The sequence below is a fragment of the Dactylosporangium sp. NPDC051484 genome, from assembly GCF_040689395.1.
Taxonomy (GTDB): Bacteria; Actinomycetota; Actinomycetes; order Mycobacteriales; family Micromonosporaceae; genus Dactylosporangium.
Map to the genome: position 1 here is coordinate 102909 of NZ_JBFAZX010000013.1, position 12631 is coordinate 115539.

The 12631-nt window shown below is 69.3% G+C and carries 13 protein-coding genes and 2 pseudogenes; 14 read left to right on the plus strand and 1 reads right to left on the minus strand.

Translation table 11 applies throughout. From position 1 onward, the window contains the following. Nucleotides 1-39 precede the first annotated feature (39 nt). Nucleotides 40-399 carry a prepilin-type N-terminal cleavage/methylation domain-containing protein gene (locus AB0367_RS22220; RefSeq protein WP_366228266.1) on the minus strand — a complete coding sequence of 120 codons (360 nt, stop codon included), beginning with the start codon at nt 397-399 and terminating at the stop codon, nt 40-42. Nucleotides 400-1138: 739 nt separating this feature from the next. Here AB0367_RS22220 and AB0367_RS22225 point away from each other — a divergent pair. The 14 genes and pseudogenes from AB0367_RS22225 to AB0367_RS22290 all read left to right on the plus strand — a co-directional run bounded on the left by AB0367_RS22225 (nt 1139) and on the right by AB0367_RS22290 (nt 12620). After that, nucleotides 1139-1487: pseudogene (locus AB0367_RS22225) on the plus strand (DUF485 domain-containing protein). Further along, a pseudogene (locus tag AB0367_RS22230) lies at nt 1480-2070 on the plus strand (cation acetate symporter); the annotation flags it as partial. The pseudogenes AB0367_RS22225 and AB0367_RS22230, both read left to right, overlap by 8 nt. A 124-nt stretch (nt 2071-2194) precedes the next feature. Then, nucleotides 2195-3163 carry a UDP-glucuronic acid decarboxylase family protein gene (locus tag AB0367_RS22235; protein ID WP_366228267.1) on the plus strand — a complete coding sequence of 323 codons (969 nt, stop codon included), beginning with the start codon at nt 2195-2197 and terminating at the stop codon, nt 3161-3163. A 70-nt stretch (nt 3164-3233) separates the two neighbouring features. Further along, nucleotides 3234-4472, plus strand: a complete 1239-nt coding sequence (locus AB0367_RS22240; protein ID WP_366228268.1) for an LCP family protein — start codon at nt 3234-3236, stop codon at nt 4470-4472. Between the two features lie 307 nt (nt 4473-4779). After that, complete coding sequence (locus AB0367_RS22245; RefSeq protein WP_366228269.1) at nt 4780-5892, plus strand: LCP family protein; 1113 nt, start codon at nt 4780-4782, stop codon at nt 5890-5892. A 27-nt stretch (nt 5893-5919) separates the two neighbouring features. Further along, nucleotides 5920-6258, plus strand: a complete 339-nt coding sequence (locus AB0367_RS22250) for a rhodanese-like domain-containing protein (RefSeq protein WP_366228270.1) — start codon at nt 5920-5922, stop codon at nt 6256-6258. Continuing rightward, nucleotides 6239-7105, plus strand: a complete 867-nt coding sequence (locus AB0367_RS22255) for a glycerophosphodiester phosphodiesterase family protein (RefSeq protein WP_366228271.1) — start codon at nt 6239-6241, stop codon at nt 7103-7105. Before AB0367_RS22250 ends, AB0367_RS22255 begins: the two co-directional genes overlap by 20 nt. A gap of 97 nt (nt 7106-7202) precedes the next feature. Beyond that, entirely contained in the window at nt 7203-8678 is a 1476-nt protein-coding gene (locus AB0367_RS22260; RefSeq protein WP_366228273.1) for a HAMP domain-containing sensor histidine kinase, read from the plus strand. 4 nt (nt 8679-8682) lie between these two features. Then, complete coding sequence (locus AB0367_RS22265; protein WP_366228274.1) at nt 8683-9084, plus strand: ATP-binding protein; 402 nt, start codon at nt 8683-8685, stop codon at nt 9082-9084. A gap of 115 nt (nt 9085-9199) precedes the next feature. Beyond that, entirely contained in the window at nt 9200-10087 is an 888-nt protein-coding gene (locus AB0367_RS22270; RefSeq protein ID WP_366228275.1) for a DUF5926 family protein, read from the plus strand. A 242-nt stretch (nt 10088-10329) separates the two neighbouring features. Further along, nucleotides 10330-11031: a hypothetical protein gene (locus tag AB0367_RS22275; RefSeq protein WP_366228276.1), complete on the plus strand. Its 702-nt coding sequence runs from the start codon at nt 10330-10332 to the stop codon at nt 11029-11031. A 97-nt stretch (nt 11032-11128) separates the two neighbouring features. Next, nucleotides 11129-11584, plus strand: a complete 456-nt coding sequence (locus tag AB0367_RS22280; protein ID WP_366228277.1) for a hypothetical protein — start codon at nt 11129-11131, stop codon at nt 11582-11584. 100 nt (nt 11585-11684) lie between these two features. Further along, nucleotides 11685-12077, plus strand: a complete 393-nt coding sequence (locus AB0367_RS22285) for an ACT domain-containing protein (RefSeq protein WP_366228278.1) — start codon at nt 11685-11687, stop codon at nt 12075-12077. A 36-nt stretch (nt 12078-12113) separates the two neighbouring features. Next, on the plus strand, nt 12114-12620 hold the full coding sequence (locus tag AB0367_RS22290; protein ID WP_366228279.1) for a hypothetical protein: 507 nt from the start codon (nt 12114-12116) through the stop codon (nt 12618-12620). Nucleotides 12621-12631: the final 11 nt, after the last annotated feature.

Consider the following 12631-nt stretch of genomic DNA (forward strand, 5'->3'; position numbering starts at 1 on the left):
GGGAGGGCCGCCGTCGGTGGCCCTCCCTCTATCCGGTCGTCAGCTGCAGGCCCCGCTCGCGGTCACCTGCCCGTCAGCGCCCAGCGTGATCGTGTATTCACTGTTGGCGGGGGCCGGCTTTTCTTTGAGGTACCGCTTAGCGGGATCGCTGGGACTGGTGAGCGCCTCCCAGTCGCCGGCGGCCGGATACCCGGTGCCCTGGGCCCTGTAGGCCTCCACCGCGACCTCGACGGTCTTCTTGTCGGCCTTGCACGCGGCCTTTTCGCCGCGGTCGTTGAAGGCGCCCACGGCGAAGACCACGATGCCGGCGAGGATGCCGAGGATGACGATGACAATGAGGAGTTCGACGAGCGTGAAGCCGCTCTCGTTCTCACGGGCCGCGCGGAGGCGCTGAAGCACTGATTCTCCTTCAAGGAAAGGCACCTGGGCGGGACCGCCTACTGATTGACTCCAGGCGTCGACGGAGCCCGGCCCGGGTAGGGCATAACTTTGCCGATATCGAACCGGCTCATTTTTGGCCGGCGACTCGACCGAATACGGCGACGCCTGAGGACGAGCTGTCCGTCACTACCGGCACTGGACCAGTCGTGGCTGTGGAGTCTCAACAGATGCTGTCTACGTCCTCACCAGCGACTTCCAAGCGCTCTAGCTCTGGCAATGTTTGCGTTGCGACGTTACAACACGGAAGGTCGTTCGGGATCGAACGAACAGCCAGTCGGGTCGTCTAGTCGGCTGCCGAGGCCCTTCGAGTGGACCGGGCACGCCGCCCGCACGACCGAACACGATCGTGTCGGCAAATGGACAATCGCGTTCAAATCTCCACGCCACCACGGCGCGGCCGGATCGAGGCGGCTCCGCCGTTGAGTCAGGACACCCACGGACGCTTTTCGACCCTTTTTTCGCATTATTGACCAATTAAGGCGATCTCATTCAGTAATGTGTTGATTGCGGTAACTCGGATGCGTTGCCCGAGTCGCGGGCAGTGCCGGTAGGCGGCGTGAACCACGTCACCGGGCGCACGGGCGGCACCGTTCGGCGCACGCGGCGTACCGATGCCGGGAGAGATCTTTCTTGATGCCTGCCGGGTTCTTAGCGTGCGCGGTCACCCGCACCCCCAAACCGCAGGTGGTGATCACCCATGAGCACCGAGACACCGGTATCCGCGGACGCCGGCGAGAACCGCTACGTCGCCGTCGCCCGCACGCCGGAATTCGACGCGTTGCGCCGCACACTGCGCCGCTTCGTGTTTCCGGTATCCGCCGCGTTCCTCGTCTGGTACGCGCTGTACGTCCTGCTGTCCGCATACGCCCGCGCACTTCATGAGCACCAAGGTCGTCGGCCACGTCAATATCGCGCTGATCTTCGGGCTGCTGCAGTTCGTGTCGACGTTCCTCATCGTGTGGCTGTACGCGCGATACGCGGACCGGCGCATCGACCCGCTCGCCGACGACCTCCGCGCCAAGATCGAGGGAGCCGGCGATGAGTGAGCCCGTGTACCTCGCCGCCACCTCGGTCGCCACCCAGCGCACCCTGACGCTCGCGCTGTTCGTGATCCTGGTCGGCGTCACGCTCGCGATCACCATCTGGGCCAGCCGGCAGACCCGCAACGCCGCGGACTTCTACGCCGGCGGCCGCTCGTTCACCGGCTTCCAGAACGGCATGGCGATCGGCGGCGACTACATGTCGGCGGCGAGCTTCCTGGGCATCGCCGGCATCATCGCGCTCAACGGCTACGACGGGTTCCTTTACAGCATCGGCTTCCTCGTCGCCTGGCTCGTCGCCCTGCTGCTGGTCGCCGAGCTGATGCGAAACTCCGGCCGGTACACGATGGCCGACGTGCTGGCGTTCCGCATGCGGCAGGCGCCCGTGCGCACCGCCGGCAGCATCTCGACCATCATCGTCTCGATCTTCTACCTGCTGGCCCAGATGGTCGGGGCCGGCGCGCTGGTCGCCCTGCTGCTGGGCATCAAGGCCGGCGACACGTTCCTCGGCATGAGCGCCGAGACGGCGAAGATCGTGACGATCGCGCTGATCGGCGTGCTGATGATCGTCTACGTGACGGTCGGCGGCGAGCTGGAGGCCCGGTCGATGACCGGGGCCGGCGCGCACTGATCCGAAACCGTTGAACGTGCCGGGTCCGGGGGCCGCCGCCGACCCCCTGGGCCCGGGGCGGGGACACGCTAGGCTGTGCGTCATGGTCGTTGCGCAGCGTTACGGCGAGGGACATCGGATCCTTCTGACCGGTGGTGCCGGATTCGTCGGTTCCCACCTCGCCGACGCCCTCATCGCCCGGGGGGCGCGCGTCGTCGTCGTCGACAACTTTCTCACCGGTAGTAAGGACAACGTCGCACACCTGCACGATCATCCGCGATTCACCCTCGTCGAGGCCGACGTCACCGAGCCGCTGCCAGCGGTGGAGGCGCTCGCCGGGCGGTTCGACGCGATCATGCACTTCGCGTCGCCGGCCAGCCCGACGGACTTCGCGCACCTGCCGGTGGAGATCCTGCGGGTCGGCTCGCTCGCCACGCTGCAGCTGCTGGAGCGGGCCGTCGCCGACGGGGCGCGGTTCATCATGGCCTCCACCTCGGAGGCGTATGGTGACCCGCTGGTCCATCCGCAGCCGGAGTCCTACTGGGGCAACGTCAACCCGGTCGGTGTCCGCAGCGTCTACGACGAGGCGAAGCGCTTCTCGGAGGCGGCCGTCATGGGCTACCACCGCGGCCGCGGCGCCGACGTGGGCATCGTGCGGATCTTCAACACGTATGGCGAGCGCATGCGCCCCGACGACGGTCGCGCGATTCCGACCTTCATCTCGCAGGCGCTGCGGGGTGAGCCGATCACCGTGCACGGCACGGGCACCCAGACGCGCTCGATCTGCTACGTCTCCGACCTGGTCCGCGGGATCCTCCTGCTGCTCGACTCGACCGAGACCGGGCCGATCAACTGCGGCACCGAGCACGAGATGACCATGCTCGAGCTCGCCGAGTCGATCGTGCGGCTTTCCGACAGCACCTCCCGTGTGGCGCTGGTGGCGCGGACCGCGGACGACCCTGAGCGTCGCCGTCCCGACCTGAGTAAGGCGCGTGAGCTGCTCGGATACGAGCCGGTCGTCGGCCCGGAGGATGGCCTGGCCCGCACGGTCGGGTATTTCCGCGGCCGCTGACTCTCCCGAGTTCGTGCCGCGCCTGCCGCGGTTGCGCGGTGCGGGGGCATCGGCTTCGTATGGTGGTCTCATGCCCACCACGCCCGCTTCACGCGGCCCGTCCTCGGGTCGGGCCGCAGTGCCCGGCGCGCCCGCATCGACGTCGGGCGCCCGCGTCTCCGCGGCCAACGCCCCGGCCGGTTCCGCCGTGCCCGGCGAGTACGGCCGGCCGGCCGGTGCTCCGCCGAACCGGCCCGGGCGCACGCCCGGCAACGGCGGTGAGTACTCAGGCAGGAAGAAGATTCGCCCGCGCTGGGGCCGCATCGCCCTGGTCGCCGGCTGTGGGGTCCTCCTTCTCGCGCTCCTCGCCGGCCTCGGCGGCGTCATCTACTACAAGTACGTCGACTCCGGCCTCACCCGTGACGACCCGTTCTCGCAGATCACCGGTGGCCGGCCGCCCAAGATGGTGGACGGCACGCTCAACATCCTGCTGCTCGGCAGCGACTCCCGCGACCCCGACAACAAGGGCAAGGCGGGTGAGTGGCGCACCGACACGATGATCATGTTGCACATCCCGGCCGACCACAAGCACGCGTATCTGATCTCGTTGCCGCGCGACCTCTACGTGCACATCCCCAAGAGCAAGACGACGCAGTACGGCAACACCAACGCCAAGCTCAACGCGTCGTTCTCGTGGGGCGGCACGCCGCTGACCGTGCAGACGATCGAGGAGTACACCAAGGTCCGCATGGACCACGTCCTGCTCATCGACTTCGGCGGGTTCAAGCAGGTGATCGACGCGCTCGGCGGCATCGACATGAACATCGAGAAGGACATCACCTCGATCCACCCGCCGAAGCGGCAGTTCAAGAAGGGCATGAACCACCTCAACGGCGACGAGGCGCTGGACTACGCGCGGCAGCGCTACCAGTTCCCAGACAGCGACTTCGCCCGCATGCGGCACCAGCAGGAGATGATGAAGGCCATCCTGGACAAGGCCGTCAGCTCGGGCACGGTGTCCAACCCGGCGAAGCTCAACGGGTTTCTCAAGGCGGTCACCAAGGCGATCACCGTGGACAAGGACTTCTCGCTCGCCGACATGGCGCTGCAGTTCCGCAACCTGCGCAGCGACGACCTCACCTTCCTGGTGAGCCCGAACGACGGCAGCAAGATGGTCGGCGGCGAGGACGTCGTGGTGCCGAACAACGAGAAGGCCGCCGCGCTGTACGACGCTGTGCGCAATGACAAGATGGCCGATTGGGCGGCGCCGGCCGGCGGCCCGAAGCCGTCCACGGCGCCGTCGGCGAAGGCTAGTACCAAGACGAAGTGAGAAAACGGGCAAGCCCGGGCATGTCGGCCCCCAGGCGGGGTTGCATGCCCGAGCTGTCGCATAGATCTCATTGCCGAAACCGGCCGTCAACGAGTAAAAATCGCGTGTTTGACGGCTCTCCGGAGGATCGCGCGCCGAGCTTGCGGCGGGCAGACTTGTCGCCGCGAACGTAGACTCGGATGAATTCTCGCCTGACGCGCGGGTGGGCGGTTCGGGGGCAGTGATGCAGCAGGAGTTCGACGGTAACGCCGAAGGCTCCACCGTAGGCCACAACGGTCCGGAAGGTCCCAAAATCTCTGGATCTGGCGTGGCGCAGGCCGGCAAGCCGGGCGGGTCGAAGAAGGTCAGGCTCCCCGGGCACGATCCCATCTGGGCGCGGCTGCTCATCGTTGTCGGCGTCGCGATCGTGCTGATCTCCGGCACCGCGGTCACCGGCGTCAGGGTCCTCAGCCAGCGCTATACGGCGAGCGTCAACCAGCGCTCGCTGCTCGGCGAGAACTCGCGCGCGGGCGACCCCGACGAGACGCGGCACAGCGACGTCGAAGGGCCGCTCAACTTCCTGCTCATCGGCTCCGACCTGCGCGCGCTCGACCCAGAGGACGGTCAGCGCTCCGACTCGATCATCATCCTGCACATCCCGGCCACGATGGACCGCGCCTATCTGCTGTCCATCCCGCGCGACCTGCGGGTGCGGATCCCCGAGTTCCCGCCGACGAGCTTCCGGGGCGTGTCGCACGAGAAGATCAACGGCGCGTTCCAGTACGGTGGGGGCGGCGAGGGCGGCGTCCAGCTGCTCTCGGAGACGCTGCACAACCTGCTCGGCATCCGGTTCGACGGCGCCGCGATCGTCAACTTCGACGGCTTCAAGGCCGCGGTCGACCTGCTCGGCGGCGTCGACATGTGCATCGACCAGAAGGTCACCTCGATCCACGTCGGCTGGGACGACAAGGGCAACTACCTCTCGCCCGCCGACGGCGGCCACCCGGCCGTCTACGAGCCCGGCTGCCACCACCTCGAGCCGTTTCAGGCGCTCGACCTCGTCCGGCAGCGCAAGAGCCTCCCCAACGGCGACTACGACCGGCAGAAGAACCAGCAGCGGTTCATCCGGGCGATGCTCACCAAGGCCAAGGAGAAGGGGCTCACCACCAACCCGGTGGCGGCGGACCGGTTCATCCGGGCGATCGGCCAAGCGCTCACCGTCGACACCAACGGCGTGTCGCTGGCCGACCTGATGTTCGCGCTGCGCAACGTGCGCCCCGACAATCTGATCGGTCTGCAGCTGCCCTCCGAGCCGCAGGACATCAGCGGCATCTCCTACGTGATCGCGTCGCCCGAGGCTGAGGCGCTCTACACGGCGCTGCGGGGAGACCTGCTGGACTCGTGGGCGGTCGAGAACCCCACGTGGGTCAACCACATGTAGCCAGGCGGCCGCAGGTAGCCTGATCCGGTGTTCAGAGGACCTTCCATCCCGACCACCACGGTCGGGGACGTAGCCAACGACGCCTTCATCCTTGACGTGCGCGAGGACGACGAGTGGGTCGCCGGCCATGCGCCGGACGCCCTGCATGTGCCGATGATGCAGATCCCGGCGCGGGTCGAGGACATCCCCGAAGATCGCGACGTCGTCGTGGTCTGCCGGGTCGGCGGCCGCTCCGCGCAGGTCGTCGCGTTCCTGCGGCAGAACGGGCGGGATCGCGCGATCAACCTTGACGGCGGGATGCAGAGCTGGGCGGCTTCCGGCCGGCCGATGGTGAGCGAGGACGGCGGTGCTCCCCGGGTCGTCTGAGCAGCCGTCCGAACACCGGCGGCCGCTGGTCTTCGCGCACCGGGGCTCGTCGCGCCGGCACGCCGAGCACACCCTCGACGCATACCTCCTCGCCATCGAGGAGGGCGCCGACGGGCTCGAATGCGACGTCCGGCTCACCCGCGACGGCCACCTGGTGTGCCTGCACGACTCGCGCATCGACCGCACCAGCGACGGGCGCGGCCGGGTCAGCACGCAGACGCTGGCGGAGCTGGACCGCTTCGACTTCGCCTCCTGGCGGTCCGACCTGCCCGACTCGCCCGACGACCTCATCGTGGACCGCAACCAGGTCGACGACCACTGGCGCGGCAAGGTCCTGACGCTCGACCGGCTGCTCGGCGTGGCGACCGACGCCGGCCGCCCGATGCGCCTGCTCATCGAGACCAAGCACCCGGTCCGCTACGGCGGCGCGGTGGAGATGGAACTGCTCAGGCTCCTGCGCCGGTACGGCCTCGACCTGCCACACCCGGACCGCCCCCTGCAGGTGAGCGTGATGTCGTTCTCGTCGACGGCGGTCCGGCGGGTGCGTCAGCAGGCGCCCGGACTGCCGACGGTCATGCTCATCGACGTGTGGTCGGTGCCCAGCCGCATCGGCTGGCTTCCGCCCGGCAGCACGATCGGAGGGCCCGGCGTGCAGTTGCTGCGCGCGTCCCCGGAACTGGTGGAGCGCCTGCATCGACGGGGATATCCGGTGTACGTCTGGACGGTCAACGAGCCGGACGAGGTCGACCTGGCGGTCAAGCTGCGGGTCGACGGCATCATCTCGGACCGCCCGGCGTATGTGATCGAGCGCCTCCGCGACATGGGCCTGCGCGATGAACATGCGTGAATCCCTGGTCACGGACACTGTGTGCGACTGAATCAAGCCTCGACAACTTTTCGTGGACAACCTTTCAAAGCGCCGCCCGGCGGGGGAGACTCGCACCATGGTCGATGCTGGTCCGCTGATCTTCGGCGGTCTCGCCGAGGTGGCCGAGGAGCTCAATTCCGGCGGCGGCGGCCTCACCAGCCTGCAGCGCTCGGTCGAGGTGGCCGCCGTGGCCACCGGGGCGACGGGCGCGGCATTCATCGAGTACGCGCAGGACAGCGGCCGGGTCGTGGCGGTCGCCGGCGACCTGGACTGGTCGCTCGGCCGGCCCATCGACCTCATCCACCCCGCCGTGCGGGGGCTGATGCGGTTCGGCTCAAGGGTCCGCGAGTTCCCGAGCAGTCTCATCGGCACCTCGGGCGGGCAGCAGCTCGACAGCCGCGGCCTGCACCGCATCATGGCCGCCGAGGTGACCGCCAACGGCATCGGCGTCGGCGTGCTCGTGGTCAGCTACACCGACGCCGAGGGCGCCGCCGACGAGCAGCAGCGCGCCGCGCTGAGCTTCCTGGCGTCGTTCGTGGCGCTGCAGTACGGGCTGGGCCGGGGCCTGCCCGTCTACAGCGACGGCAAGGCAGTGGGGCTGGCCGCCGAGCCGTTCGCGCTGCTGGATGCCGAGCGCCGGGTGCGCTCCTGGAACCCGCCGGCCGCGCTGCTGACCGCTCGTCCGGCGGAGGCCGCGATCGGCGAGCCGTGGCCCTTCCCGCTGCCCACCGGCGACGAGACGGTTGAGCACCGGATTGCCTCCGGCACCTGGATCGAGATCCGCGCCGCTGCCATGCCGGCCTCCAGCGACCTCGCCGTCTCCTTCCGCGCCCGCCCGCAGCAGCCGCCGGACGGCCGCGACCTGTTCATCGCGCTCACCGGCCACGAGCTGCGCACGCCGATCACGGTGATCCGGGGCTACGCCGACACGCTCGTCGATCACTGGGAGTCTCTGACCGAGGACGGGCGCCGCGCGGCGATCAACGTGGTCGGGCAGCGCGCTCGGGAGCTGAGCCGCCTGGTCGATCGGCTGCTCAACGCGGTCGGCGACGACGGCCCGACGGTGGAGTCCACCACCCTGCTGCCGTTCGACCTGGTCGAGTCGCTCAACACCGCGGTCGACGAGCTCAACACCGAGCAGCGCCGGTCGCTGAGCGTGTCGCTGCCGCCCACGCTGCCGAAGACGTGGGGCGACCGGGCGAGCCTGGCGACGGTGCTGGCGGAATTAGTGACCAACGCGGGTAAATACTCCCCGAAGTGGGTACAGGTCGACCTGACGGCCGGGGCCGACCCGCAGACCGTCTGGTTCCGGGTCTCGGATCGGGGTGTCGGGATTCGGCCAGAGCACGTCGAGCGGGCGTTCGACCGGTTCTGGCAGCTCGAGACCAGCGATCAGCGCACCGGCGGGGGAGTCGGCCTGGGTCTGTATCTGGTGCGCAGGATCGTTGAGCGTCAACATGGATGGGTATCATTGCGACCACGTCGAGGGGGAGGCACCGTCGCCGAGGTGCGACTGCCCCGAGCTGACGCCGAGGGCCCCGGGGAGGCTTGAGAGCGTGTCCACAACCGTCGCGGAACCGCGCGCCTGGTGCGTCGTGGTGCCCCACCACCCACGGGGCGCACATGTCGCCCGGCACCGGCTCGCGGACGAGCTCGACGCCCTGATCTCGGCCGACCGCCTCGACGACGCGATCGCGATCGCCGCGGAGCTGGTCGGCAACGCCGTGCGCCACGCCGCCCCCCTGCCGGGCGGCGTGATCCGCGTGGCCTGGCGCCTGCTACCCGACGACACGCTGGAGATCCGCGTGACGGACGGCGGCTCCTCGGCAGGCCCGCAGCTGCGGGTGGCCGGCCCCGACGCGTTGGACGGCCGCGGCCTGACGATCGTGGCGGCGCTGTCCACGGGCTGGGGCGTCGAGCGCGATGGCCTGGGCCAGTGCGTCTGGGCGACTCTCTGATCCAGTGAGGTTCATCGGATATATCCGCAATGATGGGACCGGGGTGGGTGAGTGACGCGCCCGGCGTCGGCGGTCCGCGCACGTGGCAGAACGTGAACGCCTAGGCTGGATCGCCGTGAGCAAGCGTGCGAAGACCCCCCGTGGCCGCGCCACCAGCGGCGAGAAGCGCGAGAAGATCCAGGACGTGTACGTGGGCCGGCCGTTCGAGGGCCTGGCCAGCGAGCCGGAATGGATCGCCCTGCGGGAACTGGTGCCGGCCGCCTCGGCACCCCTGAAGCTGGCGCCCGCGTTCGCCGAGAAGTACGGCGACCGGCCGGTGACTCTCGCGACCGTCCTGCCGATGGCCTGGCCCGCCATGACCAAGCCCGACGGCCGCGTCATGATCGGCCTGCAGCGGCACGTGCAGTCCGGCGACGTGTCCCGCGACCTCGCCGTGGCCCTCCAGTGCGCGCTGGAGACCCCGCCCGGCCAGACCGTCGACATCCCCGCCCTGCCCGGCCTCGGCGACCGTCTCCAGGATGTCATCGAGAACACCCCGCTCGACATCACGGTGCACACCGGGTTCGAGTTCTGGCTCGACGACAACGCCACCGACGACCCCAACGTGCGCGCGTCGCTGGAGCGGGCCAACGCCAGCATCTTCCCGACCGTGAAGCTGGCCGCCGTACCGGCAACGTACTGGTGCCGGGTGACCGACCGCTCCCACGTGCGCCTGGTGCTCGGCGACGACGAGGACCGCGCGCTCGACGCGCTGTCGCGCCTGTCGGCCGGCGGCGGGCTGCTGCTCGGCGACAACACCAAGTTCGCCGGGATGTTCCGCGCCCACGGGCTGCTGGCGCCGGTCTGGGACCTGCCGCTGGAGGTCGAGGCCGAGCACTGGGAGGCGCCGGTGGCCGAGTTCGCCGAGCGGTACCAGGAGGCACTGGCCGTCACCGAGCCCCTCACCGCATCGGAGCGCCGCAGCAAGCAGGGCCTGATCGGGCGGCTACAGCCACTGCGGTAGCAACCCTGGGAGCGCCGGCTCGGGGCAGACATGCACCACGGTCCGCCCCGGCCCGGCCCCCTGTTGCACGGCGTCGGAGGCCGTTCGGTTGGCACTATGTGAAATTCATGCGGCGTCGTGAATGTGGCATTCATCCACTTCATTCCATGTCATTCCGGCCTCCTGTCATTCCTAGTGTGCGCCCGCTCACGTACGGTGTTGGGACACACGCAACCGAAGCGGCGACATCGGAGGTGTGCGAGATGGCCGACGTCTTGTACCGCGGTCAAGATTCGCAGTCCGAAGGGTACGAGCAGCGCGTCATCGTCGACGCCGGCCGGACGACCCCCATCGACTGGGTTCGTGCTCGAAGGGCGGAGCGCGAAACGCGCCGGGAGGAAGCGGCACACAGCCGGCTGTACCGTCGCATAGGCACCCTCATCGGCAACCTCGGCGACGGGTGGCACGTGCTGGACCTGCGCGAGCTCGGTGGTGTGGAACGCACCGGCTTTCTCGCGGTGGGGCCCGGCGGTGTCTTCGCCGTGACGGTCAAGGGTCACGGCCGCAGCCGCGTGTCCTTCGCGGGTGACGTCGTCCAGATCGACGGCAAGCGCCCGCGCTATGTCGAGGAGGCCCGCCGCGAGGCCCGAGCCGCCTCGGAGGCGCTGTCGCGCAGCGCCGGCGTCTCGATCCCGGTGATGCCGGTCCTCGCGTTCGCCGGAAGCGGAAAGATCAGTTTTTACGGCCTGCCCAAGGGCTGCCTGGTCACCGCGTACCCCGAGCTGCCCCGGGTGCTCAACGCCCGCGGCCACCGGCTCGCCGCGGAGACGGTCGACAAGGTGTTTGAGCTGGCCACGCACCCTGGGACCTGGTATCCGCCGGAGTACGACGACCTCGCCGAGGAGTACCGCTGGTACCGCGACGGGGAGCGGGTGGGCACTGACAAGCGGGGTAACGCGGAGTAGCCTCTTCGGGGTGGCCGGAAGCGATGCGATGAAGAGTCACGATCGGGCCGAAACGCCGGGTGTTCGCATTCGCACGACCGGTGCCTGAGGAGGCGCTGTGCCGCAGCACGTCGAGTTCTCCATCTCCGACCCCCACCAGCTCCGCGCGCAGGCTCGCTCGATCGATCCGGCCGAGTCGACCCTGGACCGCTGGGGCGCGACGGTCGACGGTGCCGCCGAGCCATGCCTGGTGGTCGACGCTGATGCCGTCGTCGTGGCGATGTCGGCGTCGTTCGAGGAGATGCTCGGCCTCGCCGAGTCGCCGGTCAGCCGGCCGCTGCTCGACGGCGACGGGGTGCTGCAGGTGCTCGACTTCGGTGACGGCAAACCGCTGGAGAAGACCGAGGTCGCGCGGATGCCCCCGCTGCTGGCCCTGTCCTCCGGCCGGCTCGCCCGTGGCCTGGTCCGGATCCGCTGTGCCACCGGACCGTGCACCTTCGACGCCATCGCGACGCCGCTGATTGACGGGAGCAAGGTCATGGGCTCGTTGACGTTCTTCTCCGCCATCCAGTAGGCCAGCGCGGCGAAGGGCGATGATCTAAAGTCCGTCAATACGGAGTTAATGTCGTCACGCACACCGCCACGGTGTGCGTTCGGGTCGTACGCTCGTTGTCATGCTTGACCTCTCGCTCCTGCCGGGCGACTACGCGATCTGCCGGCTGCCGGCCGGATCGCCGATGCCCGCCGGGTTCGCCGAGGCCGCTGGGTCGCGCACGGAGGTCTTCTCGGTGACCTGGACGCCGGAGGAGGTGTCGATCCTCTGCCCGGCCGAGTTCGTCCCCGAGGGCGCCGCCGTCGAGACCCCGTGGCGCTGTCTGCGGGTCGCCGGTCCGGTCCAGCTCGCACTGACGGGCATCCTCGCGTCCATCGTCTCGCCACTGGCCGACGCGCGGGTGAACATCTTCGCGTTCTCGACATACGACACCGACTATTTACTGGTTCCGGCGGTGCGGCTCCACGAGGCCCTGACGGCGCTGAGTGCGGCCGGCCACCGGGTCACCACCTGACTTCCGGCCGCCGTCCGGCGCTCATACGATGGGCTGATGCGAACCGCGGCCACCGCGCTTGCGATCGTCAGTCTTGGATGCCTGTTGAGTGCCTGCCGGCACCCGACCGAGGCCGCGCCGCCCCGCCCGGCCCCGAGCGTCATCAGCCAGGATCCGCTCGTGCCGCCCGGGACGTTCGCGTCGCCGGAGCCCACAAGCCCGCCCGCGTCGCCGAGCCGTGGCGGCTCGCCGAGTCCCAGCGGCTTCTCCACGGCGTACGTCGCCTACTGCAACGGCCGGCCCAGCGGCGAGCAGGTCCTCGCCGTGGTCCGGCGCAACCGCGGCAACCTGCCGGCCGGTAACGCCGTGACCGTGCAGAAGGCGCCGGTGTGCTCGGGGATCTGGCAGTACACCGTGCTCACCGTGACCGGCAGCGAGCCCCTGCGGGTCATCACGAAGGGTGACCCGGCCGCGCTCACGGTCGTCACGATGGGCAGCGATCCGTGCACCGTCGAGGTGCGCGACACGGCACCCCCCGCCCTGTTGGCCACCGTCGACTGCTGACTACGCTGGGT

Excerpts from the sequence above, each read along its gene's own strand:
- AB0367_RS22235 (WP_366228267.1), top strand. The coding sequence starts at position 2,195 with ATGGTCGTTGCGCAGCGTTACGGCGAGGGACATCGGATCCTTCTGACC.
- AB0367_RS22240 (WP_366228268.1), top strand. The coding sequence starts at position 3,234 with ATGCCCACCACGCCCGCTTCACGCGGCCCGTCCTCGGGTCGGGCCGCA.
- AB0367_RS22260 (WP_366228273.1), top strand. The coding sequence starts at position 7,203 with ATGGTCGATGCTGGTCCGCTGATCTTCGGCGGTCTCGCCGAGGTGGCC.
- AB0367_RS22275 (WP_366228276.1), top strand. The coding sequence starts at position 10,330 with ATGGCCGACGTCTTGTACCGCGGTCAAGATTCGCAGTCCGAAGGGTAC.
- AB0367_RS22285 (WP_366228278.1), top strand. The coding sequence starts at position 11,685 with ATGCTTGACCTCTCGCTCCTGCCGGGCGACTACGCGATCTGCCGGCTG.
- AB0367_RS22290 (WP_366228279.1), top strand. The coding sequence starts at position 12,114 with ATGCGAACCGCGGCCACCGCGCTTGCGATCGTCAGTCTTGGATGCCTG.